Source organism: Alphaproteobacteria bacterium, assembly GCA_015231795.1.
Classification (GTDB): domain Bacteria; phylum Pseudomonadota; class Alphaproteobacteria; order Rhodospirillales; family WMHbin7; genus WMHbin7.
Window position 1 is genome coordinate 230,998 of record JADGAX010000002.1, and the last position, 25,215, is coordinate 256,212.

Annotated in this window: 24 protein-coding genes; 20 read left to right on the plus strand and 4 right to left on the minus strand. The window is 54.6% G+C overall.

Going from position 1 to position 25,215, the window contains the following annotated elements:
* Positions 1 to 2 precede the first annotated feature (2 nt).
* From HQL44_05320 to HQL44_05375, 12 genes are all read left to right on the plus strand, one after another.
* Entirely contained in the window at positions 3 to 1,382 is a 1,380-nt protein-coding gene (locus HQL44_05320) for an SGNH/GDSL hydrolase family protein (GenBank protein MBF0267990.1), read from the plus strand.
* Complete coding sequence (locus HQL44_05325; protein MBF0267991.1) at positions 1,375 to 2,475, plus strand: glycosyltransferase family 1 protein; 1,101 nt, start codon at positions 1,375 to 1,377, stop codon at positions 2,473 to 2,475. The genes HQL44_05320 and HQL44_05325 overlap by 8 nt, the downstream gene beginning before the upstream one ends.
* Complete coding sequence (locus HQL44_05330; GenBank protein ID MBF0267992.1) at positions 2,472 to 3,548, plus strand: glycosyltransferase; 1,077 nt, start codon at positions 2,472 to 2,474, stop codon at positions 3,546 to 3,548. Before HQL44_05325 ends, HQL44_05330 begins: the two co-directional genes overlap by 4 nt.
* 4 nt (positions 3,549 to 3,552) lie before the next feature.
* Positions 3,553 to 4,671, plus strand: coding sequence for a glycosyltransferase family 4 protein (locus HQL44_05335; protein ID MBF0267993.1), 1,119 nt, complete (start codon positions 3,553 to 3,555; stop codon positions 4,669 to 4,671).
* Positions 4,672 to 4,840: 169 nt separating this feature from the next.
* Complete coding sequence (locus HQL44_05340) at positions 4,841 to 6,298, plus strand: hypothetical protein (protein MBF0267994.1); 1,458 nt, start codon at positions 4,841 to 4,843, stop codon at positions 6,296 to 6,298.
* A 61-nt stretch (positions 6,299 to 6,359) separates the two neighbouring features.
* Positions 6,360 to 7,577 (plus strand): class I SAM-dependent methyltransferase, encoded by a 1,218-nt coding sequence (locus HQL44_05345; protein MBF0267995.1) that lies wholly within the window; start codon positions 6,360 to 6,362, stop codon positions 7,575 to 7,577.
* 30 nt (positions 7,578 to 7,607) lie between these two features.
* Positions 7,608 to 8,735 (plus strand): DegT/DnrJ/EryC1/StrS family aminotransferase, encoded by a 1,128-nt coding sequence (locus HQL44_05350; protein MBF0267996.1) that lies wholly within the window; start codon positions 7,608 to 7,610, stop codon positions 8,733 to 8,735.
* Complete coding sequence (locus HQL44_05355) at positions 8,732 to 9,499, plus strand: class I SAM-dependent methyltransferase (protein MBF0267997.1); 768 nt, start codon at positions 8,732 to 8,734, stop codon at positions 9,497 to 9,499. The genes HQL44_05350 and HQL44_05355 overlap by 4 nt, the downstream gene beginning before the upstream one ends.
* Positions 9,500 to 9,503: 4 nt before the next feature.
* The gene (locus tag HQL44_05360) at positions 9,504 to 10,670 is read left to right on the plus strand and encodes a glycosyltransferase family 1 protein (GenBank protein MBF0267998.1); all 1,167 of its coding nucleotides are present in this window, start codon (positions 9,504 to 9,506) and stop codon (positions 10,668 to 10,670) included.
* Positions 10,667 to 11,872 carry a hypothetical protein gene (locus tag HQL44_05365; GenBank protein ID MBF0267999.1) on the plus strand — a complete coding sequence of 402 codons (1,206 nt, stop codon included), beginning with the start codon at positions 10,667 to 10,669 and terminating at the stop codon, positions 11,870 to 11,872. Before HQL44_05360 ends, HQL44_05365 begins: the two co-directional genes overlap by 4 nt.
* Positions 11,869 to 13,332, plus strand: coding sequence for an MBOAT family protein (locus HQL44_05370; GenBank protein ID MBF0268000.1), 1,464 nt, complete (start codon positions 11,869 to 11,871; stop codon positions 13,330 to 13,332). Before HQL44_05365 ends, HQL44_05370 begins: the two co-directional genes overlap by 4 nt.
* A gap of 8 nt (positions 13,333 to 13,340) precedes the next feature.
* Positions 13,341 to 14,657, plus strand: a complete 1,317-nt coding sequence (locus HQL44_05375; protein ID MBF0268001.1) for a glycosyltransferase family 4 protein — start codon at positions 13,341 to 13,343, stop codon at positions 14,655 to 14,657.
* 49 nt (positions 14,658 to 14,706) lie between these two features.
* Here the strand turns inward: HQL44_05375 and HQL44_05380 are convergent, their stop codons facing one another.
* From HQL44_05380 to HQL44_05390, 3 genes are all read right to left on the minus strand, one after another.
* Positions 14,707 to 14,982, minus strand: coding sequence for a hypothetical protein (locus tag HQL44_05380; protein MBF0268002.1), 276 nt, complete (start codon positions 14,980 to 14,982; stop codon positions 14,707 to 14,709).
* Between the two features lie 72 nt (positions 14,983 to 15,054).
* The gene (locus tag HQL44_05385) at positions 15,055 to 15,402 is read right to left on the minus strand and encodes a hypothetical protein (GenBank protein MBF0268003.1); all 348 of its coding nucleotides are present in this window, start codon (positions 15,400 to 15,402) and stop codon (positions 15,055 to 15,057) included.
* A complete protein-coding gene (locus HQL44_05390) occupies positions 15,357 to 15,497 on the minus strand; it encodes a transposase (protein MBF0268004.1) in 141 nt (46 codons plus the stop codon). The genes HQL44_05385 and HQL44_05390 overlap by 46 nt, the downstream gene beginning before the upstream one ends.
* A gap of 300 nt (positions 15,498 to 15,797) precedes the next feature.
* Here HQL44_05390 and HQL44_05395 point away from each other — a divergent pair, with 300 nt between their 5' ends.
* The 8 genes from HQL44_05395 to HQL44_05430 all read left to right on the plus strand — a co-directional run bounded on the left by HQL44_05395 (position 15,798) and on the right by HQL44_05430 (position 24,067).
* Positions 15,798 to 16,373 carry a hypothetical protein gene (locus HQL44_05395; GenBank protein ID MBF0268005.1) on the plus strand — a complete coding sequence of 192 codons (576 nt, stop codon included), beginning with the start codon at positions 15,798 to 15,800 and terminating at the stop codon, positions 16,371 to 16,373.
* Positions 16,374 to 17,486, plus strand: coding sequence for a glycosyltransferase family 4 protein (locus HQL44_05400; protein MBF0268006.1), 1,113 nt, complete (start codon positions 16,374 to 16,376; stop codon positions 17,484 to 17,486).
* A complete protein-coding gene (locus HQL44_05405) occupies positions 17,483 to 18,250 on the plus strand; it encodes a methyltransferase domain-containing protein (protein ID MBF0268007.1) in 768 nt (255 codons plus the stop codon). The genes HQL44_05400 and HQL44_05405 overlap by 4 nt, the downstream gene beginning before the upstream one ends.
* Positions 18,240 to 19,856 (plus strand): hypothetical protein, encoded by a 1,617-nt coding sequence (locus HQL44_05410; protein ID MBF0268008.1) that lies wholly within the window; start codon positions 18,240 to 18,242, stop codon positions 19,854 to 19,856. The genes HQL44_05405 and HQL44_05410 overlap by 11 nt, the downstream gene beginning before the upstream one ends.
* Positions 19,857 to 19,939: 83 nt before the next feature.
* Entirely contained in the window at positions 19,940 to 21,448 is a 1,509-nt protein-coding gene (locus HQL44_05415) for a B12-binding domain-containing radical SAM protein (protein ID MBF0268009.1), read from the plus strand.
* Between the two features lie 6 nt (positions 21,449 to 21,454).
* Positions 21,455 to 22,219: a class I SAM-dependent methyltransferase gene (locus HQL44_05420; GenBank protein ID MBF0268010.1), complete on the plus strand. Its 765-nt coding sequence runs from the start codon at positions 21,455 to 21,457 to the stop codon at positions 22,217 to 22,219.
* A gap of 91 nt (positions 22,220 to 22,310) precedes the next feature.
* Positions 22,311 to 23,291, plus strand: a complete 981-nt coding sequence (locus HQL44_05425) for a glycosyltransferase (GenBank protein ID MBF0268011.1) — start codon at positions 22,311 to 22,313, stop codon at positions 23,289 to 23,291.
* On the plus strand, positions 23,288 to 24,067 hold the full coding sequence (locus tag HQL44_05430; GenBank protein ID MBF0268012.1) for a class I SAM-dependent methyltransferase: 780 nt from the start codon (positions 23,288 to 23,290) through the stop codon (positions 24,065 to 24,067). The genes HQL44_05425 and HQL44_05430 overlap by 4 nt, the downstream gene beginning before the upstream one ends.
* Here the strand turns inward: HQL44_05430 and HQL44_05435 are convergent.
* Entirely contained in the window at positions 24,045 to 25,121 is a 1,077-nt protein-coding gene (locus HQL44_05435; GenBank protein ID MBF0268013.1) for an O-antigen ligase family protein, read from the minus strand. The two genes, HQL44_05430 and HQL44_05435, sit on opposite strands and share 23 nt — an antisense overlap.
* Positions 25,122 to 25,215: the final 94 nt, after the last annotated feature.

Below are 25,215 nucleotides of genomic sequence, written 5' to 3' on the forward strand. Positions count from 1 at the left end.
CAATGAAACTGAATCTTGCAATGCCCGAACGACTTTTTCGATTTTGCCTTTTGGGCCTTGCAGTCACTTTAATTGCTCTGCCGCTAATTCATCAGGAGTTAGGGAGCGGTGAAGACTTCCCACTATTTCGTCTGATCGGACTTACCAGATCGCTTTCCTTTGTATTGGGAATTGTAGCTGGCGCGATCTGGCTTTTCGCGCTTTGGATGGCCGCCGCAAGAAGCGGTCAAGATATCAAGAAGGCAGTACCTTCAAACATTAAACGCCCCATTCTGACGCTTTCACTCTTTCTTCTCCTTGTTTTCGTCATTGGGCTAGCAGTAACTGATGTTATTATCGGTGCCTTAAGTTCGGATCCGGGGCAAACCATGGCCGGGAGATATATTCGTCTGCGCGAATACCCTGTCTCCAGTACTTACACGCGCAAGCCCCGACCAAGCATGGCTACCCGACCAGGGTTGAAGCCAGAGTACTCTATCCGTACAGATGCAAACGGTTTTATTGAACCGGTCAGGCTTCATGACCGGCCGGATATCGTCATCGCCTTTCTCGGCGGTTCCACCACGGAAAATCTTTACCTCGACGAACTGGACCGCTTCCCTTATCTCGCCGCGAAAAAGTTGCACGAGAAGACAGGAGTGAAGGTCAACGTCTTGAACGCAGCACAGAGCGCAAATACATCGATTCACAATTTGAATATCCTGCTCAACAAAGTTGCTCCCGCCAAGCCTGACATTATCGTGTTTATGGAAGCGATCAATGACCTGTCCATGCTTCTGCACGAAGGAAGTTACTGGCCGATAGCCCACAGCCGATCGCCGATCATCGAGATCGAGGCGAAGAACATTGCTGGAAGATCCCTAATTCATGCGGCAGCGGATTGGTTCAAGCACCCCTTTCCTAATCTTAGAGTGCTTTTGCAGAAACCTCTCAAGACTGGCGAGGGTGACGAATTTGCAGCGACACGGCTTACTCCCCGACTCCTTGATGAAGATGCAATGATTGCGGCCTTCAAAGGAAATTTGCGACTTTTCGTTCATATGGCTCGCGATTTGGGGTTCCAGCCTGTCTTGATGACCCAGCCAAATATGTTCGGGCCGCTTGCATCGCAGGAAGTGCGCAGCGCCTATGATAGAATGTCTGTGAGCGGCATAAATTTTGATCGCTATTCTGAGCTTTACGCAGCATTCAACGAATCGATCCGCCAAGTTGGCGACGAGCTAATTGTCGACATCATCGACCTGGATAGGGAGATGGGCAAGTTGCAGTCAGACTATTTCGATCTCGTCCATTTTGAAACCTCTGGTTCGCATCGGGCCGCAGAAATCATCTCCAGACATCTTGAGAAGCAGGTAATGCTAATAAAGAAGCGGAATGGCTAACATCTATATCTGCGCCATCGACGACAGCGACACGCTTTCCTACTATCAGGATTGGCGTGACGCGTTTGCCCAGGCAGGTTTCAAGATTGTCAACCTGCGCAATGCGACAAAATGGGATGTCGTTAAAATTGGGATGCTAGGTCTGCTTAATTGCCAGTGGATAGTTCTTGGCCATTCCAGTTACTACAAACTAAGTGGAGCGACCCGCTATTACCTTAGTCGCTTGTTGCCAAAACTGGCGGCGAGAAAAGCCTTTTTCCTGGACAACGAATTCCGCCTTTTTCGTGAAAAGATCGCCTTTGCCCAATCAACTGGGGCTGAAGTCATCGTTTCCCAATTTCCTCAAGACGTAGCGGAATCGTTCTATGGGCCGCACACGGATCTGCACATTCTTTCCTTGCCGCACGCTCTCAATCCCGACGTTTTCAAGCCAGGCCCCCATGCCCAGCTTCGCCCGATCGACGTTGGCAGCAGATCGCACGACTTTGCCTTCTATCTAGGCGACCGGGACCGGCAGAATGCTCTTTGCTTCACGCAACATCTGCAAGATATCCCAGACCTAAAAATCGATATTTCGACGGACGCCAACAGCCGTTTTACCCGAGCGCAATGGGCGGCGTTCTTGCAGTCGTGCAAGATGACGATCGCCTCCGAGGCTGGTTCAAGTTTTATTGAATATGACGACCGAACAAGGTTTGCCGTTAATGATTTCCTAGAAGCGAACCCCGGCGCATCGTTCAATGACGTCTTCGATAGGTTTTTTGCCAACTATGCAAATCCCGTCTCCGGCAAGATCATCTCGCCGCGGCACTTTGACGCCGCGGGCACCAAGACATGCCAAATTCTTATGGAAGGGCGCTACAACGACATTCTTTTGCCCAGTGTTCATTACATTCCGCTAAAGCGCGATCTGTCCAACCAGGCGGATGTTATTGAAATGATGCGCAACCCCGACCTGAGTTGGCGCATTGCCGAACAGGCATACAACCATATTCTTTCCGCGCACACCTACCAGAAGAGAGTTGCCACTTTCTTGGGTTTACTTGAAGGGTTGCGTCCAATCCGGGCTGATTTGCGGAGAAATGCCTCGTGAAACTGCGCCTAGCCATGAACATTAATTCCATTGCTGGCGCTTATGGCGGCGGCAATATCTTTGCGAACTTTGTCGAGCGCGCTATGCAGGCCCATGGACACGAGGTTTTTCGTTCCCTTGTCCCAGGGCTTGATCTAATTCTTATCGTTTCATCCAATTACCACCCTGCCACCTCCTCTTTCTCCGTGCAGGACATCTTGGCCTATCGGGAAGCAAATCCGCAGACGGTGGTTTTGCATCGCGTCAACACCTCGGACGAGGCGCGCGGCGTCAATGGTGGCCTTAACCAAGCGGTCCAGTTTGCATTTACGGCAGCCGATCATGTGGTGTTTGTCAGTCAGTTTATCCGAGATCTCTTCATCAGTCATGGGTATGACCCCCAACGGCCCCACTCCATCATCACAACCGGATCTGACGAAAGGATTTTCTATCCTGATGTCAATTCAGACTGGGTGGTGGATACCCCCCTGCGAATAGTGACACACCACTGGTCAAACAACTACCTGAAGGGTTTTGACATTTATCAGCGCCTTGATGAAATGCTGGCGCAATCGTCATTCAGGCAACGTTTCTCCTTTACCTGCATTGGTCGTCTACCAATCGGAGTCCAACTGAGCAATTCGACGGTATTGCCACCATTGCCACCCAGCGATCTCGGCAGCACCCTACGGCAGCACCATGTCTATCTTTCGGCCGCCCGCTATGAAGCCGCAGGGAACCACTTTATAGAAGGCATGCGGTGCGGCCTGCCCATTCTGTATTTGAATAGTGGCTCGCTACCGGAATATGCCGCCCCCTTTGGTCTTGGTTTCACGCTGAATTCTTTTCCAGATCGCCTTGCCGAAATGCCCATCCGCTATGCCGAACTTAGAGCCAAGGCGCTGCAGTGCCCTTATACCGCCGATTTGATGACTAATAACTATGTGTCGCTTATGCTTAGGCTTGTTGAGGAAAGGCGATGCCGCCCGCTTGCCTCGCCTTCCTTCTCAACCCTGGCTCACTATCGGTTGACAAAGGCGCGCAGAAAATTAGGGCGAATACGTCGCCGTTTGTGCAAACTCATTTGCGGGTGATGCGATGCTGAGACGTGTCAAACGCCGATTGGCAACGAGCTATGCCGACCTGAAACAGGTTTTCTTTCCGCAACCTTGTTTTCCAATTACTCTTGTTTCGGATGGCGCGGATTGGGCGCTGGATCGCGTGGCGCAAGATATCTTAAGGGGGCTTGAGGTAATCCATCCAGGAATGGCGACAATCTCGTCATCGATTTCCCACCATAGAAATTCTACCGTCCATTTCATGAGCCGCAATCTCTGGAATGGACGAGGAGGTGGTCTTCACCCATCGAACCGTGCCGTTGTCTTTTCATTGCATGGCCAGCCGGATGATAGCCCCGGCTTGGCAGAAGAAATTTCATCCTTCGTGGGCAGCCTTCGCCGCATTTCGCTAGTAGCGACATGCAATGAGACATTACGTCTTAGATTGCTTCAATGGGGCATTCCCAAAGACAAGCTGGCCATCATTCCGCATGCAGTTGATTGCTCTTTGCTTAGACCTTGTGACAACAAACATAGGCAGACTATTCGCCAGGAACTCGGAATCCCTCACGACAGCTTTTGCATTGGTTCCTTCCAGAAGGACGGAGAGGGATGGGAAGCGGGTATGGTCCCCAAGCTCGTAAAGGGACCAGATCTCTTTCTGGCCACGATCGAAAACGTTGCAAAGCGGGTGCCTTTGTTTGTTCTTTTGACGGGGCCTGCCCGCGGTTACGTCAAGGCAGGACTGGATCGAATCGGCGTTCCCTATCGTCATGTCATGGTGGAGCGCTACGAGGATATTGTCCCATGCCATCAGGCAATCGATCTTTATCTGGTGAGTTCGCGAGATGAGGGAGGGCCGCTTGCTTCTCTGGAAGCCTTGGCCTGCGCCACGCCCGTCGTCAGCACTCCCGTCGGCATGCTCAAGGATCTCATTCGCAATAATTTTGACGGCGTAATTGCTGAGAGTTTTGACCCACTGGAACTGTCCGGCATCGTCATCGCGCTTTATGAGGCTCCAGAGGAGCGCAAGCGCATCGGCAACCGGGGCAGGGACCTTGCCCTGACAATCGATCTTGTCCCCGTTGCCCGACAATGGTGGGAAAAAGTCTATGCGCCCCAGTTGATGGCATTGGGCCGACTTGATACAATACGTTAGGCGCAAGATGATCACTGTTAGTCGGCGCTGACGGGCGAAAAGCCGAAGGACAAGTTTCATCACGCTGGCGGGGACGCAGTCATTTTGAACCTTTTTGGATGACTTTTCTTTTGACCAAGCGAGCCGATGCGAATGACGTCCCGCGACAAAATAGCCCTGCAATATATCCATGAATCCGTTTGCCCTCTTTGCCGTGTTATTGGCAAATAGATTGCGCCGCGCCCTCCCTCTAATCCGGCTGGGATTGACCGCCTTGGGGCTTTCGGGTCTAGGGGCTGTCGGTCTTGCCTCTCGATTTGGATTTGGCGATCCCCAATTTGGCCCACTTGAGCAGGCGGCTTTGGTGGATAGTGGGTTGTTGCTGGCGGCGGCTGGCCTTACCTTTGTCGGCCCAATTCAACAACAGCTAAAAACCTCCTTCCTGGTTATTCTTCGTCTTGGGCTTGGACTTGTAGCGCTTCTTGCCTTTGCCGTCCCAGCAGTTATTGCACCCAGCCCTGAATTTCCCATCGATCCAAATCGCATGTGGCTTTACGTAACCCTGCCATGCGCTCTAGGCATCTTTGCGATGGCGATGGCCTTACTCCCTCGGACAATCCGCATTCAACTCATCATCTTTCTGTCTTTAGTCGCCCTTATGGAATTAGGGACCAGGGCAGTTGGCTATTTTTCAGGGCCAGCCTCTTCGGGCGGAGCAAGCGCCGCCGTTTCGGTAGAGGGTACGTATTACAGCGGGTATTTCGAATACGATTCGTTGTTGGGGTATCGCGGCCGCGCAAACCGCGAAAGCCGTTCAATCCGTCGGCAAGGCGAGCATACGATCTACGATGTCCGCTACACAATCGGGCCGGAAGGGTTTCGCGAAACGCCTCAGGCCAACAGCGGACAAAAGACCTTCGCGGCCTTTTTCGGCGATTCCTTTACGGTTGGCGAGGGCGTTGAAGATGATGAGACCCTGCCTGCTCAGTTTTCCAAGCTGCTCCCGCAGCTGAAGGGATATAATTACGGTTTCCATGGCTATGGGCCGCAGCAAATGCTGGCGCTTCTCAACGCAGGCGACCGACTGACTGCTATTGCCGAAAGAGAAGGCTACGCTTTTTACCTGTATCTACCGTCGCACATTTTGCGCCTGAAGGGCTCACTTCAAGTTCAGGCATGGGGCCATCACATGCCACGCTACATTCTGGATTCCGAAGGCCAACTAAAGTTGGCTGCCAACTTCACAACAGGCAGGCCCGTTTTCGCGGCCCTTTATCCTCTACTGGTTCGTAGCCGCGTTTTGAAGCTAATGAAATTTGACCCTTGGGCGACAATTTCAGAATCTGACGAATACCTTGCCGCCGCTGTCTTCCAGCAGGCCTGCGCGCGCTTTGCTGAACGTTTTGTCTCCAAAGGCTGTACCGTTGTCTTCTTTCCTGGATCGCAAGACGAAGCGAAGCGCCTGACTCCCCGCCTGCGTGAAGTGGGAGTGAATTCCGTGGATCTGAGCTCCGCCTGGGGGTCGGTAGAAAATAGCGCGTGGCGAATTCAAGGCGACGGTCACGCAACAGCGCTAGGTTATCGGGATATCGCAGAAAGGCTTTCCCGCCTTGTAAATGGTTCCACCCGTCAGCCATTAGCCCAATGATCCTGTGCCCAAAGCAAGTTCATCTTTTTAAACAGATTGCCCACCATGAGGGTGTTGGATTATGAGTTTCTCCCGCTTGACCCGTAGTTTTCTTCGTCGCGCCTTAGGACGATCAGCTCCTGCCCTGCCCGTGGCTTTGTCTAGCAGCGAGCTATCCCTCACCCACCTTCCCGCGCCAACAGAAGAGCCGGAATTTCATAAGATATCCACGAGCGGCAGAATTGTTCCTATTTATCCGTCCTATCGCTACGGCCTTAAACGCGGATGGCTATATTATTCTTCGCTCTCCGCGCTGAACGATCTCATGCAACGCGAGCTTTTACCCAAGGAAGGAGTTGAGTTTCTAGCCCTTACCTCAGGGACGAGAACGTTGACTATGCCTCTTGGTGAAGTGGACCAGATGGCAAAGGCGTGGATCGAACCCTATGCCGACTTGTTCATTGGCGGAATCCTCCCCCCCAGTAGCGGAGCCATGCTTGATCCCGGAGATCCAACGTTGGTAGCCGCCAAAAGCGCGATGGCCGTGGGTTATCGGCAAATCATGGAAAAAGTCAAACGCACGACAGACATCTCAATGTCCGATCTGTGCGGCCATGATCTCCTGGAAATTGGCTTTAACGATGGCCTGTCCTGCCTCGCCTGGGAAGAACTTGGTTTTCGAGTTACGGCCATAGACAATGGATATGGCATCGGTGCGCACGATCCCGCCGCTCCCTTCATCCAAAAACGCTTAGGGGGGCGGGCAGCATTTCAATTTGGCGACGTCGTAAAGGGCTTGGCGTTTTCCAACGGAGCCTTTTCCGTCATCGTTTCGACGAGCGTTCTCGAGCATATTTTGGATCTTCCCGCCGCCCTCAAGGAAATGCACAGGCTGTTGGCGGACGACGGCATCATGATTCACTCTTATCATCCCTATTTTGGCCCGGATGGCGGCCACGCCCAAACGATTCCGGATTTTCCGTGGGGCCATGTCAGGCTTTCGCTGAACGACTATTCTGCCTATCTTGATGATTTCCGACCTCATGAGGCGGAGGTTGCCAAACAATTCCTTTCCGAAGGTCTTCACCGCTCGTATCCGATAGCCTCCATGCAGACCGTGCTGGCCGCTAGCGGCTTCGAACTCCTCCTCTGGCGAGAAGATGCAGCAAGCCAGGAAAAGCTCATAGGCTTGTGTCCACAAGTCTGTTATGAAGCCCAACAAGCCTACCCGGGCGTGTCTTTGAGAGATCTTATTGCACGCAATATATTTTTTATCGCCCGCAAAAGCAAAATCGACTAAAATTGTCTTTTTCATCAACTGTCCGGCAAAATGATCCCTGTCAACGAACCCTGGCTTGAAGAGAGCGACCTAGCCAACATCACAGACTGCGTACGCACCGGCTGGATTTCATCCGCTGGAACATATATTGAATCCTTTGAGCGCGGCTGGGCTGCCTATTGCGGCAGAAAGCACGGTATTGCCGTTGCCAATGGAACCGTTGCGTTAGACCTTGCCGTTGCCGCCCTTTCGCTGGAGAAGGGGTCGGAAGTCATCCTGCCTAGCTTTACCATCATTTCTTGCGTCACGGCTCTGCTCAATCACGGCTTGGTGCCGGTTCTCGTGGATTGCGATCCAGATACTTGGTGCATGGATGTCGAGCATGTTGCCTCCAAGATAACGTTGCGCACCAAGGCTATAATGCCGGTTCATATCTATGGTCATCCGGTAGACATGGATCCGCTGCTTGACCTTGCGGATAAATATGGTCTCGCCATCATTGAGGATGCCGCCGAGGTTCATGGCTCAGAATATTTGAGTAAGCGTGGAGCCACGAGCGAGTGGAAGCGCTGCGGGTCGTTCGGTGAATTCAGCTGCTTCAGCTTTTACGCCAATAAGATCGTTACGACCGGTGAAGGTGGCATGGTTTTGACGGACGATGATCGGCTCGCCGAACGCGCCCGATCCATCCGCAATCTTTGTTTTGGCCCGCAACGTTTTTTGCACCGTGAGCTTGGCTACAATTACCGGCTAACGAACATGCAGGCCGCCTTGGGCGTGGCCCAGCTTGGCCGCATCGACCGCATTCTTGAACGCAAGGCTTGGCTGGGACGAAGCTATGCGGAGGGCCTGTCTGGAATAGAGGGCCTGCAGCTTCCTGTCGAGCGCGCCTGGGCAAAAAATGTCTGGTGGATGTTTGGGGTTGTGCTGGACGACGGCATTCCATTCGATGCTTCCGCCTTTGCGGAGAAACTGAAGAATTTGGGGGTCGACACCAGACCGTTCTTTCAGGGCATGCACTTACAGCCCGCCCTTCTTGATCGCGGACTGTTCGAAGGGGAGAGCTATCCTGTCACCGAGCGAATATCAAGACGTGGCCTCTATCTGCCCTCCGGTCTCAAGATGACGCAAGATCAGATGCGCGCCGTCTGCTCAGCCGTCCGCGAGGCCTTGTCATGAAGGATGTGTTTGGATCGACTTACGCCGACGCATATGACAGTCTCTACGCAAGCAAGGATTACGCTGCGGAATGTCGCCTGATTGAACAATTGGCGACAGAACATGGCTTGACCGGCCCGGGTCGCCTGATCGACTTTGGGTGCGGCACGGGAAGTCACGCGATTATTCTTGCCCAAAGCGGCTGGTCGGTTTCCGGTATTGATCTGTCGCGCGAGATGCTGTCTCAGGCTGCCGGCAAGGCCAAGGCGCTTCAGGTTGAAATCGACCTGCATGAAGGGGACGTGAAATGCGCATGCGCTGGGACCGATTTCGATCTGGCCGTGATGATGTTCGCAGTTCTTGGCTATCAGAAAAGCAATGCCGATGTTTTGGCGGCTCTTCGCAACGTTCGCAACCACTTGCGCCCCGATGGCTTGTTCGTTTTTGACGTCTGGCATGGGCCTGCCGTGCTATCGGAGAAGCCGGGAGAGCGACTGAAGCGAATTTCATTCGAGGGTGGAGAGATGCTCAGGGCGGCCAAGGGATCTCTAGACGTCCGCAGGCATCTTTGTGCGGTCGACTACGACTTATGGATATTCAACGGCAACCAACTTGCGCGTCGGACTAGCGAACGGCATGAAATGCGTTTCTTTTTTCCACTCGAGATCGAGTTCTTTCTCAGTCAGTCAGGCTTTCGGATATTGCGGTTGGCCAGTTTCGACGAGCCCACTCTCGAACCTACCCTAACAGATTGGAATATGTTCGTCGTCGCCCAGGCAGCTTAGCCAGATGCGCGTCCTTGTTCTTAACACGGACTATTCACCCTTCTTAGATCGGCTTTATGGGGACGCCCCAAAGCTTGCGGAGCGCTCCTACGCTGACCAGATGGCGGCGAGAAACGCCTCTTTGTTTGGCGTGTTCGATTCCTACTCGCGCCACCTGACGGCAGCAGGCTGCGAGGCCTGGGAAATCCATGCCAACAACGAGCCAATGCAAAAACGCTGGGCAACAGAAGCAGGTTTAGATTATGGCGGCCCTGTACTTTTCCAAAGCCAACTGAGCAAGCGGATTGCCAAGCTACCCATCCTCGGCCGCAAGTTTCGCCGACGCCCCAGTAGAGAACCATGGTTCCTCGATATTTTGAAGAGCCAGATCGCGCACTATCACCCTGACGTCATCTTGAACCAGGACGTCTACCAGATCTCCGGGTATTTTCTTCGTCGGCAAATGGGGGAGAAGGGTCTTGTCGTTGGTCAGCTCGCATCCCACCTTCCAACGTCTGCGGATTGGGGTGGATATGATTTGATGATTTCATCCCTTCCTAATCTGGTTGAATATTTCAGCAACCAGGGACTGGCGGCTGAATTCTGCCCGCTTGGCTTTGACTCGGCTGTATATGCTTACGCCACGCCAGCCATAGAGCGCGATATTCCGGTTCTTTTTGTTGGCTCTCTCACAAGTCAGCACCAAACCCGCATCGAGCTGCTGGAGTATCTCTGCCGCCATATTGACATCGAGATCCGGGGCGCCAGCCTATCGGCCCTGGAACCCGGGTCGCCTGTCCGCAATTGCGTCAAGGGCGAAGCCTGGGGCGTCGAGATGTATCGCCTTTTAGGCCGGGCGGCCATTGCGCTTAACCAGCATATCGACATGGCGGGACCCTATGCCAACAACTGCCGCCTGTTTGAAGCAACAGGCATGGGCGCCATGCTTCTCACCGACCGCAAGAGCAACCTGGACTACTATTTCAAGCCTGGAATCGAGGTGGCTGATTTTGGCTCGCCGCAGGAGTGCCTGGAAAGGATTCGCTATTTCCAAGACAATCTCGGAGAGCGTCAGCGCATAGCCGAGGCGGGAAGAAATCGCGTTCTTGCCAGCCATGGGTACGCCCAGCGCATGAACGACCTTGCCGCCTTGTTTGGTCGGTACTTGACGGAAAAGCGGCGAGCGCTGTGATCGATTCGACGGAGGCCAACAAGGCGGGATATGCGAAGCGCAGCCTACTGCGCCTTGCTCTTGCTCTGATCTTGGCAATGACGCTTTTGTATGTACTCTTTGCCAATGATAGAACCGACTTTGCGCAGGCTGGTCTTGGCGCGGACGCAGTCAGCGTTTACGCGCAACAAGATGGCGTAAAGGTTCATTGCGCAAGTCCATGGGATGATGCGAGCTGTCTGCCTTCCCCCTCGGCCAAATCGCATGTGCTTTGGCTTGGCGCTTCACAGCTGCACGTGATCATGCGCGCCAAACTTGGCGAAAGGACGGCGCCAGACCTTCTGGCGGAGGCCCTGAGCGTCCATGGCGTAGAAGTGAAAACCTATTCTGTCGGCAATGCAAACCTCCAAGAAATGAGGATTATGCTGGAAGGGGCAATTGCCGGAGCAAAGCCTAACTATCTTGTCCTTGGCTTGGTTTATGATGATCTTAAGGAGGAGGATATCCATCCTCAGGTGGCTGAAATCTTGGGAAACGCTTCGGCCGTAGCCAAGTTGAGAGCCACCCATTCCGGTCGCAGCTTGCTTGAGCAAGTGACAGCACTCAAGTCCCGCTTTGAATCTGCAAACGCCGCCACCTCTCAAGCGCAGACGTCGGATCGCACCGCCTCAGCGAAACCGCGCATTGTAACTCTGCAGGAGGGCGTCGAGGCCGCATTGACTGGTTGGCTGTCTAACCATAGTGAGTTATGGCGTTTGCGCGATGCCGCCCGTGGACACCTGAGGATAGTTTTGACTAAGGCCCACGACGAGATTCTTCTCTTACGTTATACGTTGCTTGGCAAAAAGCCACCTTCTAGCCATGTGCCAATTCCCGAAGCAATCCGCCAAAGGAATTGGATGGCCTTTCTTGACCTTCTCGAACGATCACGCGAGGCGGGGATTCATCCTTTTGTCTATATCGCGCCAAAGCCGAAAGGCGCCTTCTTTCCCTACAGCCAGGGTGATTATGCCGCCTTCAAGCAGCAAGCAGCCCTAGCCGTTGGGAAAATGGGGGGGGATTTTGTCGACCTCGAGGATGCGCTTGATGACGATGGTGTTTGGGGAACAATCTTCGACGGCAAGGGCAGAACGGCAATGGATATTTTCCATTTTGATGGCAAGGGACACCAGGACTTCTTCAGGGTGATAGAGGCACACCTTGAAAGGATAATGACGCCGTGATCTTTAATTCCGTCAGCTTTATACTTTTCCTTGCCGCCTTCACTTCCTTGTGGTGGATGCTTCCCGAAAGGCCGCGCCATTGGCTGATATTCTTGGGCAGTTTGCTTTTCTACGGCTTCTGGCGTGTCGAATTCGTCGCCGTCTTGCTGCTATCTATGAGCACGGATTATGCCGCCGCACTCGCACTTGATCGAACAACGACGCGCTGGAAGCGTCGCGCCCTGTTGTCTCTCAGCGTGTTGGTCAATCTGGGCCTGCTGACTTACTTCAAATACGCGGATTTTCTTTTGTCCAATTTTGCCAAACTATCGCTGCTGACAGGATTTGATCTAAGCGTCACGCCCTTGAACATCGTGCTGCCTTTAGGGATTAGTTTTTATACTTTTCAGAGCATCAGCTACACCGTGGATGTCTATCGCCGTCAAGTCAGAGCCGAGCGCGATTACCTTTGCTTTGCCAATTTCGTTCTCTTTTTCCCACAGTTGGTGGCCGGGCCGATTCTGAGAGCCGCCGAGGTTATTGAACAACTGAAGTCGAGGCAGCCGTTCAGACTTTTCGATTTGTCCTTCGGCATCAAAACCATTCTGAGCGGCATGTTTCTTAAGGTGGTCCTGGCTGATAATTTAGCGCCTCTAGTCGACGACGCCTTTAGCATGCCATCAGGATCATTCGGGGCCAAAGAAAGCTGGGCCCTGGCAAGTCTTTTCGGCTACCAGATTTACTTCGATTTTGCCGGTTACTCTCTGATCGCAATCGGTAGCGCCCGCCTAATGGGCGTCCACTTCCCGGCAAATTTCGACTGGCCCTATATCAGCCGCAGCCCAAGAGAATTCTGGAGACGTTGGCATATATCTCTCTCAAGCTGGATCCGCGATTACCTTTATTTACCTCTTTGCGGAATGCGCACGAGGGATGATTCGCTAGGCGGTCTTGCGGAGGTGGCGCAACAAGACGTCAAGACGCGCGAAGGCAAGCGCATTTGGGCGCTCTTGGTTACCTGGGCGATCATGGGTCTCTGGCATGGCGCCAATTGGACCTTTGTTCTGTGGGGCTTGTGGCACGCCGTCCTGATTTTGGGCTACCGTCTGTTGACGCCACGCTTGGTTCTCCCACGCCCTCTGGCGGCAATTGGCGGATGGCTGGTTACTTATCCTTTGATTCTTCTGGGCTGGATCCCCTTTCGGGCACAGTCTGTCTCCGAAGCCGTGTCTCTCATGATCAACGCCTTCACGCCTTCCAGTTATCTGCTGCCCTTTGCTCTACCCCGACATTATTATACGCTGTCCCTTCTTTTGCCGCTGGCAATGGTTACGGCCTACATACTCCACGTTTCGTGGCCGCGCCTTCGCCGCCTGCCTGTCGTGGGCGACGTAATGCACATCGGCGGACTAGCCTTCGCGTTCGGATTGGTTTTTGTGTTTTTCCGCCCTATCCGCCAGTTTATCTACTTTCAGTTCTAGGCTGACCGATGCATCTTGGCGTAGTTCCCCTTCTTGATGGCAATAGCGGAGGTGTTTATCAATATAGCCTGTCCGTTCTAAGGGCGCTTGGAACACCCGGCGTGCTGTCCGCCAATGATCGCGTAACGCTTTTCGTGCACGACCCGAAGGCTCCGGTTCTGGCGCGCGTGAAGCAGCCGGAATGGAAAGTGCTGCCTTTAAGCCCGCCGACATGGCGCCAGCGCATCTCTAGGCTTGCTCGTTACATTCCCGGCATCAAAATGGTCGTTGACCGGATCCGCGCCAACCAAGGGAAGGGGGCGCCGCGCGAACCTGCAGACCTGGATCGACCGCGATACAATCACGCCCTTAACCAGTGGTTTAAAAAGTCCGGGGTAGAGATAATTCTCTATCCTGTGCCGATGTCGATCTCCTTTGAATGCGGCGTGCCCTATATCTTCACCGTTCACGACCTTCAGCACCGACTGCAGCCACAATTTCCCGAGGTCGGGGACCCAAAGGAGTGGCATTTGCGCGAGTATCTTTTCCGCAATGGCGTTCGCAACGCTCTCGTTATTGTTGCTGATTCGCAGGTTGGTCGTGAGGATGTTTTGTCCTGTTATGGCGAGTACGGCGTTCCGGCTGAGGATGTGTTCGCCCTTCCCTTTCTGCCCGCCGACTACATTCCTAGGCAAGTGGATGCGAGGCAAGTGGAAAGCTCTCGGCAGCGCCATGGGCTTTCCGAGACCTATTTTTTCTATCCCGCCCAACTCTGGCCCCACAAGAACCATGCACGCCTCGTAGAGGCGCTTTCGATTCTCAAAATTCGCGACAAGCTTATGCCAACGCTGGTTCTTTGCGGATCACATAAAAATGCGATAAGGGAGGCGACTTTCAGCGAAGTTATGGCTCTTGCGGATAAGCTTGGCGTTCTCGAACAGATACGCTATTTAGGCTTTATCCCAGATGATGAGATGGCTGCGCTTTATGCTGGCGCGGAGGGCTTGCTTATGCCCACCTTCTTTGGCCCAACCAACATTCCCATTCTCGAGGCGTGGTCGCTTGGCTGCCCCGTTATGACTTCAGACATCAGAGGCGTTCGCGAACAGGCAGGAGATGCCGCTATCCTCGTCGATCCAACCCAGTCCCCTGCCATCGCGGACGCCATGGCAAGACTATTGAGCGACAAGGAATTTTGCGAGGAGCTGAGGGGCAGGGGGAGAATTCGCCTGAAATCCTGGGGGCCAGATGACTTCTCACATAGACTTTCAGAAATCCTATCTCACGCCCGAAGCCGTCTTTCTGCCAGTGGGTTACGGCAAGAGTCGGCGAGTTATATCTCGTAGCAGAAAAGTTGTGTGCTGATTGATTTGCGGGAAAACCGGCACAGAAGAGCTAGCTGGCAGCTGGAAAACTCGTCATGATCGGTTTGGATTTTCGCTTTTGACCGTCATTTTGATGGTTTGGGCGCTGGACGAGGCTGCATTTCGCCGCACCTTTTGTTTTTTCGTTCGATCCGTGGAATTTGGGCGCGGTCATCCCGTTTTGGCCAGAGGTTTGAATGTGCGGCGTTACGTTCCGCTCAAACAAATCGCTTATGAACTCGCTTGCCTCATATCCCTTGTCGCCGCCCAAGGGTGATCCGACGCTTGCCGCTTCCTGCGACGTCAAGTATCGAAAGCGCCGCTTCGCGCTCCGTCGCGCCGGTGGCACGCGTCACCTCCAGACCGTTGCGGTTCTCCATCAGCGCGCGGCCCATGTAGCGCAGCGGCTGAAGTGCCCGTTGCCCTTGCGGTACAGGCGGTCATCGGGATCGGTTGTGCTGGCATGCGTCTCGTTCGAACGTTTCTTGCCCTTGAAATCACGTTCGGCATTGCTTCCCCGCCCCGGCGGATCTACAGGGCCGTTCTTGAGCTGGAAGCTCTTCATCGACGCCAGGGCGTCGAGCAGTGTGCCTTCCACCGAAAAATGCTCGTGCGACAGATGCCGCTTCACCCGCGAATTCGACAATAGGCCAGAGAGAAGACCCTGCGCCACCTCCACCGTCAAAAGCCGGTCACGGATCTTCGAAAATGTGCTGGCGCCCCACACCTATCGTCGATTCCAAGCCCAACAAACCAGCGGAAAGGCATGTCGAACTCGATGTGGTTCACCAACTGGCGCTCAGAGCGGATCGTATACAGCATCTGCGGCAGGCGCTCCGGCGCAATCGACGGTCGCCCTTCGTCGGCCTAGAGCCGGCCAAACTCGCCTTTCAGCCCGGCCAACGCCTAGTTCGCCAAATCCCGGATCAGGCTAAGCGGGTGTTACTTCGGAAACCGCGCATCAAGGTGGACGTAATTGAAAAGGCTGCCGCTTTGAATGTCCAATCCGCGCATTCGCCCCCCATGTCCGTTCCAAAAGTGAATTACGGCCAATGCGTCAATGCCAGGAGTTTTTCAGCAACCCGCTTGACGACCAAGCGGACCCAGCACAGGTGCCGGGAAATGGCGTCACTGGCCAAGCAGTGCGGTATCAAGAAGATTGCACAGGTTACACCCTCTGGAACTTTTTATTGTTTCACGCTATCTTTGCGCACTCATGTATACGCCCTTCCATTCCATATGGCAGATTCGACAGGAAACGCTTTAAGCATGGATACTAGGCCACTTGCGGTCGATTACATTCACCGTGCTGGCGCTCTTCGCGCCCTGATCGTCCGCAGCAGGGCGACCCCAGATCAAACCACCTTCTTGACCGAAGACGACGCCCTGTTTCAGGCCGGTTTCATCGTTTACGCAGCGGGCGGCGCCGTGGCGCCCCACTATCACAAACCGGTTGAGCGGCAAATTTCTGGAACCTGCGAGGCCATTCTGGTCCGCTCCGGATCCTGTCACTTGGATTTGTACGGGGATGATTTGAAATGCTTCGCCACCCGGGAATTGCATGCGGGAGATCTGGTCGTTCTATACGGAGGTGGCCATGGCTTTCGCATGATCGAGGACTGCACCCTATTCGAGATTAAGCAGGGGCCCTATGGCGGCCTTCAGGAAAAAGAACGTTTTATCCCGATTGTCGATTGAATGCGGCTGGTCCTCGTCTTTTCACGCTGGATGTCGCTGGGCCGATGGGATGAGCTTGGAATGTTCGAGCGGGAGACGGCCCTGTATCGGCGCTTGTCCGCTATGGGCGTGCAAGTCAGTTTCCTGACCTGGGGCGCTGGGGCCGAGTTGGATTTTGCGGCTCGTCTTCCAGGAATCTCGATTCTTTGCAACCGCTTCAATCTTCCGACCAAGCATTACGAGCGCTTGGCGCCGCTTCTTCACGCCCGTCATCTCTGGCAAGCCGATGCGATTAAAACGAACCAGGCCAGCGCGGCGACAATAGCGCAGCCTGCCGCTAAGTTATGGCGTCGCCCCTTGATCGCTCGCATGGGTTTCATGGCCTCCGAATTCGCCGCGCGCGATTTTGGAGATGGGTCGCCGGAATATCGGACGGAAATTATGAGGGAAGACACGCTATTTTCTGCAGCGCGCGCCATCGTCGTCACAACGCCGACCATGGCGGACAATGTTGCAAACCGCCACCCAGATGCTCAAAACCGAATTCGGGTCATTCCAAATTACGTCGATACGGAGTTGTTCGCGCCTTTGCCAAGCGTAGAAAAGCTCTATGACGTCGTTTTTATCGGCAGGCTGACGGCGCAAAAGAACATCCCAGTTCTGCTTGAGGCCCTGGAAATCAGCGGATCTCGGGCGCTGATTGTCGGGAGCGGTCCACTGGAGAACCTTGTCATTAGTGCATCAACCAACTCTCAAGGCATGATCTCGTGGCTGCCGTCACTGCCCAACGAGCAGCTGCCGCGAGCCATAGCAGAGGCGGACATGTTCGTTCTGCCTTCTCTGTGGGAGGGTCATCCAAAAACGCTGATAGAGGCCATGTCGGCGGGAGCGGCTGTTATTGGCGCTGACTCTCCTGGAATTAATGGCGTGATCAAGCCCGAGACGACGGGCCTGCTGTGCCCCGCCAATGCCAGTGGCTTGGCACAAGCCATTTCCCGCCTCAAGACCCAACCATTGCTAAGGAAAGAACTTGGAGAAAGGGCGCGGCAATTTGCCTGTGAATCCTGGTCGTTGGAACGTATCCTCCAACTAGAGCTGGCCCTTATCAAGGAATTTGCTGGAACTAGCCCATGATGCGACTTTTGTTTAAGGCGCTTGCCGCCATCTCCCGTCGGCTGCCCGCCTCCTGGGTTGAAGCTCTGGTTCTGACCTTGATCAACGCCAGGGCCGATTCCTTGCCCTCGCCACAGGGCCTGCGGATGCTCTTTCGCCTGGACAACCGCCTTTACGAAGCGCAAAGCAGACTGGCGCAGCGACATGATGGCGGGACCCATCCGAAGCATCGCATCACGCGCTATCACGATTTCTTCGTCGATCGCATTGGCGGGGGCGAACGCGTTCTGGATGTGGGGTGCGGCAAGGGCGCCCTGTCCTTTTCGTTGGCGACGCAGGCTGGCGCACAGGTGACCGGCATCGATCTATCAGCCGATAATATTGCAACGGCAAAGCAAAGATTCAAACACGCGAGTCTTTCCTTTCTTGAAGGGGACGCCCTTAGCGCGTTGCCGGAAGGTCGGTTCGACGCAGTCATTTTGTCCAATGTGCTTGAGCATCTGCCCGAGCGCCCCGCTTTTCTCAAGCGCCTGATGACCGCCTCGTGTGCTCGCAAAATCTTGCTGCGCGTGCCTTTGATTGAGCGCGACTGGCGCGCCCCTTTGAAGCGTGAGTTGGGCGTCGAGTGGCGAACAGACCCGACCCACCACATTGAATACACTTTGCAGGAACTGGCCGATGAGCTGCAAAGCGGCGGCTTGACTGTTGACGAAATCAAAGTGTGTTGGGGAGAGGCATGGGTTGTCGCCCATCCAGTCGCGATGGAGGGCGGGCATGAAGTTTAGCCCGTTCGGCTCATCGGCCGCCCTGCTGTTCTGGAGCGGCATATATACCCTTGTCTGGTTCAACATTACCTTTACGACTTATCCGGGTTTTTGGCTGGTCGATGAGGAAATGGCCATTCACAGCCTGGGGCATGGCGCTTACATTGACAACCTGTTGGTTGCTGGAAACGGTCACGCCAACAGCTTCTTCCAATTTCTGCATCCGGGCTTGCCGTTGCAGCTATGCGCTTGGCTTGCCTATCGCCTGACATCGCCAAATCCCTTGGCTGCGGCGCCCGATGTGTTTCACGCTACTTTGCTCAACCCAGAACCTTTTCATCTTGCCACTCAGACGATGGGCTGGGTGATCGTTCTTTTGGGCCTTTTTCTCATCTGGAGGCAGTTGCGCGATGTTGGCCTTGTCGCAGCTTTCGTCGCTTTAAGCCTGCCGTTCGCCTGCCAAGGCAATTGGTCCGTTGGCTTCTGGCGGTTGGATAGCGAGACCTTTTCTCTTGTGCTGGCTGCCGCCTACTTTGGAGCGCTTGGCTTGGCGCTGACCAGAATGCCAGCCAAAAACTGGTTTTGGCCCGGCTGGTTCTGGCTGGGCGCGCTTTTGGGCTGCGCCTATCTGAACAAAGTCAGCCACATTTCCTGGTTTGCGGGGGCTGCAGCCGGATGGCTTGGCTGGTTGTGGTTTCGTAAAGCCAGTGCGCGGGTTGCCGCGCAGACAGTCGGCTCAGTCCTGATCGGCGGATTTGTAGCGGGCTTAGTAGGCCTCCTTATCATGGGTCCCAGACAATTTTATCAGATGCTTCATTTGCACTGGCGGATCGCCACGCATAGCGGCACGATCGGCGAAGGGACTGTCGGCTTTGTCGATGCCGCTTCGTTGGTTTTGCCGACGGATCCAGCCTTCTTTTTGGCGATAGCGATACTGCTTCTGGTTTGTCTTCGCATCTGGCTGAAACGTGGCGATCCCACCTGGCTGGCAAGGCACGCGCCCATGGCCGCTGCGCTTGGCATAGCCGTGCTGGCAGGCCTGCTGATCATTTTGCGCCAGAAGTCGGACCATTACTTTTCGCCGACGGCGGCTCTTCTCCCCATGTTGGCTCTGTGGCTGTTTCAGGCATGGGATCGCCGAATCGCTTACGTCCTTCTTCTGGCTCCCCTGGCCGCCATTATTCCCATCAAGGACAGCTGGCACCGAGCGGCGAGCAGAGCGGCCGTCGCCATGGAGCGCCAGGCGGAGATTGACGAGATCTTGGCCCTGCCGCTTCCAGAAGGTCAAATCCGTCTTTGGTCTTTCAAAGTGCAAACGCCCCATTACCTGCGCAGACTTGCCGTCGAACAGTCGGGGATCCGCAGCCTTTCCAAGGTTGCCGACCTCATACATCCCCAGGATTTCGACTTCAATATTTGGAACAAAATGGTTCGCCTGGACGATGGCTGGCACGACCAAAACGAATTGCCATGGCGTCTCGCTATTTTCGAACGGCGATACTTCAAACAAATATCGGACTTGCCTAAAGCCTTCCAAGATTCCGCGTTTACCTACAATTTGCGCAAACGCCATATCTGGGTCGAACGCCATCCAAGCGCCCAAATGCCGGGGCTTGCCCCTGGTTAAGCAAGGGGATATTTGCTATATGATTCCGCAAATGGGGTGCCAACCCTTAAGTCGTTAGATTCGTTCCGTATCGAGGCCACTTGATGAAAGTCCTTCTGGTCAACCCACCGGCCGAGAATGTCAGGTCGGGAAATCCCGATGAAGAGCAATTCCTCGACACCAAGGATTTTGGGCTGTTCCCACCCCTGGGCCTTCTTTACGTCTATAGCTACCTTGAGGCCCACAGTCAGGGGCACGAGCTGCATTTCCACGATTGCGTGGGGGAAAAGCTGTCGCATCAAGATCTTCGCCTCATCTTGCGGCAGATCAAGCCCGACATCGTCGGCGTAACGTCATTTACGGTTTCTTTAATCGACGTGATTGAAGTGGCTCGCATGGTGCGCGAGGAATCGCCACAGGCCCATATCTGCATGGGCGGGCACCATCCCATCGCCTTCCCCATTGAGGCGGCCCAAACCAAGGAGTTCGACTCCATCATCGTGGGCGAGGGTGAATATGCCTTTACCGATCTGGTGCGGGCGATTGAATCCGGCGGCGACATAACGCAAATCGAGGGCGTTTATACGGCCAAATCGATACTGCCCTATATCGGCCAGCCGATGGCTCAGGACAGACGCTTCTTGCAAAGCGTGATGGTCCCTCCTGCCTATGTCGATAATTTGGACGATCTGCCGCCACCCAATCGCAAACTTATTCGTCAAATCAATTACCATAGCACCGTAGGCGTCAGCGGCAATCTAGCGACCATCATAACAACGCGGGGCTGCCCTTATTTGTGCGCATTCTGCGATGTGCCCTACAAAAAATACAGGCAGCGCAGCGTGGATCTCGTTCTTGACGAAGTCCAGCAGTGTCTGGACATGGGATATGACGAATTTCATTTCTATGATGACTTGTTCAATGTCAATCCACGCAAGGTCATCGAGTTTTGCGATGCCGTTGAACGACGCGGCATGAAATTCGCTTGGGACTTCAGAGGCCGGGTCAATGCCGTGACCCGCGAAAGCCTTGAAAGGGCCAAGCGCGCAGGACTTCGTCAGATATCGTTTGGCGTTGAGACGGGGACCAACGAGGGTCTCGACTACCTCAAAAAGGGCACCAACGTTCAGCAGATCCGTGACGCGTTCCGCTGGTGCCGGGAACTGGGCATACGCACGGTTGCCGACTATATTCTGGGCTTTCCTTTCGAGAAATCAGCCGATGACGTCAGACGCAATATCGACTTTCTGATCGATCTCGATCCCGACTACGCCCTCTTTAGCATCTTGCAATTGCTGCCCAACACCGCCCTTTACCGCGAGGCGGTCGCCAAGGGATTGGTGAAAGATGGATCATGGGAGGCGTTCTCAGCCAACCCCAGCCTAGACTTCAAAGTCGAACATTGGACCGAGCATCTAAGCCTGGCCGAACTGATTGCCCTCAGGCGCGAGGCCTATCGCAAACTTTACCTCAGGCCTAGCTACATTTTGCGCAACATTCTGCAAACCAGAACACCCCACGAATTCATGCTGAAATTCAGGGGGTTCTTGCTTTTGTTGGGCGGCGTCGCCAGTTCTATGCGGCATCGACTGCTAACTTCCAACCGCGCCTGACGCGACATGGAAGAACAAGTTTACGCCTACCACAATGAAGAGGAGGGTCGCCACTGGTGGTTCGTCAGCCGAAGACGAGTCCTGACCCCTTTGATTGATTTCTGCATGCGCCAGCATCGCGACGACTTGATCGTCGATGTGGGCTGCGGCACTGGAGGAACGGTCAGCGATCTTTCGCCCCGCTTCGCCTGCATTGGCATCGACCACTCCCAACAGGCCATCGCCATGGCAAGGGGCAAATACCCTCACTGCCGGTTCGTTTGCGGCCCACTAGAGAGCGAATTGCCCGCGCTGGCGCCGAACGTCGCGCTTTACACATTGATGGACGTTCTTGAACATATCGAAGATGATCGTGGATTCTTGAACCAGATCGCTATCGTCATGCGGCCCGGTTCAAGGCTATTGATCACTGTGCCCGCCGACATGTCGCTATGGAGCGAACATGATGTTGCTGCTAGGCATCTGCGCCGCTACGATTCCGAGACGCTGGCAGCGCTATGGAAGAATCAACCACTCAAATTGGTTGCGGCAACGCCCTTCAACGCTAGGCTCTACCCGCTTATCCGAATGGCTCGCTTGATCGGAAAGTGGTTTGGCGTTTTCAATGGTAGAGGGGGACGGGACCTTGCCACGCCTCCCTGGCCGATCAACAGGCTTTTGACGGCCATATTTTCTAGCGAACAGCGCCGAATTTCTTCGCTTGTATCTCCGGCGGGGGGGCGGCCGTTTCGGCGTGGCACAAGCCTTCTGGCGTTGCTTGAGCGAATCTGATGATGTCTTGGCGTCACCCGACAACTGATGTATAGCAAGAAGGAAGGAGGGGGGCGGATCATTGGAAACGCAGGGGAAACTAGGCATCTTGATGGCAACCTACGACGACTGGATGTCGGTAGGCCATATATTGCCCGTCATCGACGCAACTCTGCATCAACTTGGCCATAAAGCGCATGTTGTGATCGTCGATGATTCGTCGCGTCATTTCGAAGGCAAGGAACAAATCCGCCCGGAAAACTTCAAAGCCATCGAAGCCATCGACGAAATTCAACTGGGCAGCAATCAGGGCAACCAGCGCGCCCTTGCGGTTGGCCTTGGATATATCGCCAGAAACTTGATGTTTGACGCTTTGGTCGTCATGGACTCCGACAACGAGGACAAGCCGGAAGACTTGCCGGCTCTGCTTAAGGCATATCTAGACCACCAGGGCGCAAAAATCGTATTTGCCGAAAGGACGAAGCGGTCTGAAAGCAGCGTTTTTAAGTTTTTCTACGTCCTCTATAAATGGCTGTTCAAATTTTTGACCGGCCATTCGATTTCGATGGGAAACTTCTGCATTATTCCTTGGCATTCCATCAGACGCATTGCGCACTTGGCAGAACTTTGGAACCATTTTCCAGTAAGCGTCATGCGTTCCGGACTGTCTTTCGCCAAAATACCGACAACGCGGGGAATTCGTCTTTTCGGAAAGGGCAAAATGAATCTCGTCCGATTGATCATACATGCCTTCAGTGGATTCAGCATTCATGCCGACGTCATCGCCGTGCGGATCATGCTTCTCGCCACTGGGCTGGTCGGCGTTTTTCTTCTTCTGACCATGGCGGGCGTCATCATTCATTTCACCAACGATATTTTCGTGCCTGGCTGGACGTCGCAATTCCTGTTTCAGTTCCTGCTGCTGGCCACCATGGTCATGTGCACGGCCGTCGTGGTGCTGATCTCCGTCCTGTCCATGCGCATGCAGCCGCCGTTGGTGCCCTTCCATGATTACTCAAAATTCGTTTTTGAAATCGTTCGTCAAGAGTGCGGACGCGAAGGCTTGGCGCCCTACAAAATTGAGGCTTCATGAGCCTACGACCGGCGCAGGAGAATCGAAGGTTGGCCCTGACCAGAGATGGATCGAATTTGGGGATTCTGCTGCGCGAGCGTTATAAGTTTCTAGGCGCATATGTGAATAGCGGAGATCGCGTCCTTGAAATTGGCGCCGGGATCGGCATAACGACGCGTTACCTGCCGGCCGTCAATCTGATTTGTACCGACGTGGAAGCCAATCCCTGGATCGATGCCCTGGCGGATGGCCAGGCGCTGCCCTTTCCCGACGCTTCTTTCGACGCCGTTGTTTGCATTGCGGCGCTTCATCACATGCGCCACCCGCTTCTTGCCCTGCGCGAGATGGCGCGCGTTCTAAAGCCCAGCGGAAAAGCGCTGATCATGGAAGTTCACGCCAGCCTGCTTCTTCGCATGTTGCTTAAAATTACCGGCCACGAATATGTTGATAGGAATGTCGATCCCTTCGGACCAAACAGCTGCCAATCAAGACAGGGCGGCAACTGGGACGGCAACAACGCAATTGGCGATTTGTTGTTCGCAGATCGCAAGCGAATCGCCGAGGCTCTGCCTTCGCTCAAGATCATCCATCACCGCTATACCGAATCGTTTCTTTTCGTCAACTCGGGCGGCGTCAATTACAAGACCCCGCACATACCGCTGCCGACAATCGTTCTTGAGCTGGTGGTTGCCCTGGATCGATGGCTTGGAAAAATGGCGCCCGATGTCTTTTCAATCTGCCAAGAGATCGTCCTGGAGCGCGAGCAAGCGGGCTTTACCCCTTCACCGCGATCCTGAACAACAAGACCGCAAACATGACGCTGGAGAGCCACCAGTTCTGCCAGGTTCCAAAGCTAAGTTGCGCCTGCACCGCATAACCCATGAACGTCGCTACGGCGAAAGCGCCCGCCACGCGGTCGCTCATCACACGCTCAAGCCTGCGGCCAACAAAAAGCAGGGCGGTCAAGTAGAGAACGGCGCCCACCACTCCTAATTCAAGCCAGATCTGAAGCGCGCTGCTGTGGGGGTGCAGCGGCATAAACTCGGCAATCGTGTCGGGGATGTTCTCGCGCCCACCAGGTATCTCTCGCGATGCGTCCAACCCCCAGCCGAAGAACGGTTTCTCCAAGAATCGCGCAACGCCAAATCGCCAGATTTCAAATCGATGCCCCAGCGACCAGGATTTTACTTCATGTCGCAAGACCAACATATTGGGGGCTATGAAAAAATGTATAATAAAGGGCGTGGCGAGAAAATACGCGGCTAGGCCGCCATAAGCCAGTCGCAGCATCCAACGCCCGAACAACAGGGCCACGCCGAAGCCAAGGGCGGCGAGGACCATACCAATCAGAGGCGTCAACGCGTTGCCGCCCCAAACCGCCAATATCGCCAAACACATAAACGCCAGGGCTGACGCGCGCCCTGCCGTCTTAAACAGGCAAAATGCGATGGGCCACGAAAACAAGGCCAGCAAGGCGACGCCGTTGTTGATATAGGTGATGTAGTCGTTGCTGCCCGGCCCGCGCTTCAGGCCTTTAAGCCAAGTCATGATCGACAGGTCAGTCACGATATCTAGGCCAACCAGAACCAAAAGAGCTATGCCGCTGCCAGCCGCCAGTCTGATAAGCCGGTGGAGCCGGTCGGACGGGAGGAGCGTGATCAATTCGGACAGGAAATAGCCCGCCGTCAACAGAACGGCCAGCCGTGGCGCCAGCAAAGCCGAGTGCGCGGGCGCAACCGACCACAGCGACGTCGTCAGGCCCCAGACGAGCAATGGCGCAAAGACACTCGCCAGCCACGGCCACTCCATATGGCGCGCATTCGCTCGCAGACGCGGATCGAGCGCGGCCAAGGCGGCGCCCGCCAGCAATAGGGTTGTTGTCCCCTTAGAGGCGTAGTGGGCGACAAATGGCAAGCACAGCAGCAAGCAGGAAACGACCGCCGCC

Excerpts from the sequence above, each read along its gene's own strand:
- HQL44_05320 (MBF0267990.1), top strand. The coding sequence starts at position 3 with ATGAAACTGAATCTTGCAATGCCCGAACGACTTTTTCGATTTTGCCTT.
- HQL44_05325 (MBF0267991.1), top strand. The coding sequence starts at position 1,375 with ATGGCTAACATCTATATCTGCGCCATCGACGACAGCGACACGCTTTCC.
- HQL44_05335 (MBF0267993.1), top strand. The coding sequence starts at position 3,553 with ATGCTGAGACGTGTCAAACGCCGATTGGCAACGAGCTATGCCGACCTG.
- HQL44_05340 (MBF0267994.1), top strand. The coding sequence starts at position 4,841 with ATGAATCCGTTTGCCCTCTTTGCCGTGTTATTGGCAAATAGATTGCGC.
- HQL44_05345 (MBF0267995.1), top strand. The coding sequence starts at position 6,360 with ATGAGTTTCTCCCGCTTGACCCGTAGTTTTCTTCGTCGCGCCTTAGGA.
- HQL44_05350 (MBF0267996.1), top strand. The coding sequence starts at position 7,608 with ATGATCCCTGTCAACGAACCCTGGCTTGAAGAGAGCGACCTAGCCAAC.
- HQL44_05355 (MBF0267997.1), top strand. The coding sequence starts at position 8,732 with ATGAAGGATGTGTTTGGATCGACTTACGCCGACGCATATGACAGTCTC.
- HQL44_05360 (MBF0267998.1), top strand. The coding sequence starts at position 9,504 with ATGCGCGTCCTTGTTCTTAACACGGACTATTCACCCTTCTTAGATCGG.
- HQL44_05375 (MBF0268001.1), top strand. The coding sequence starts at position 13,341 with ATGCATCTTGGCGTAGTTCCCCTTCTTGATGGCAATAGCGGAGGTGTT.
- HQL44_05390 (MBF0268004.1), bottom strand. The coding sequence starts at position 15,497 with ATGCTGTATACGATCCGCTCTGAGCGCCAGTTGGTGAACCACATCGAG.
- HQL44_05395 (MBF0268005.1), top strand. The coding sequence starts at position 15,798 with ATGGCGTCACTGGCCAAGCAGTGCGGTATCAAGAAGATTGCACAGGTT.
- HQL44_05400 (MBF0268006.1), top strand. The coding sequence starts at position 16,374 with ATGCGGCTGGTCCTCGTCTTTTCACGCTGGATGTCGCTGGGCCGATGG.
- HQL44_05405 (MBF0268007.1), top strand. The coding sequence starts at position 17,483 with ATGATGCGACTTTTGTTTAAGGCGCTTGCCGCCATCTCCCGTCGGCTG.
- HQL44_05410 (MBF0268008.1), top strand. The coding sequence starts at position 18,240 with ATGAAGTTTAGCCCGTTCGGCTCATCGGCCGCCCTGCTGTTCTGGAGC.
- HQL44_05415 (MBF0268009.1), top strand. The coding sequence starts at position 19,940 with ATGAAAGTCCTTCTGGTCAACCCACCGGCCGAGAATGTCAGGTCGGGA.
- HQL44_05420 (MBF0268010.1), top strand. The coding sequence starts at position 21,455 with ATGGAAGAACAAGTTTACGCCTACCACAATGAAGAGGAGGGTCGCCAC.
- HQL44_05425 (MBF0268011.1), top strand. The coding sequence starts at position 22,311 with ATGGCAACCTACGACGACTGGATGTCGGTAGGCCATATATTGCCCGTC.
- HQL44_05430 (MBF0268012.1), top strand. The coding sequence starts at position 23,288 with ATGAGCCTACGACCGGCGCAGGAGAATCGAAGGTTGGCCCTGACCAGA.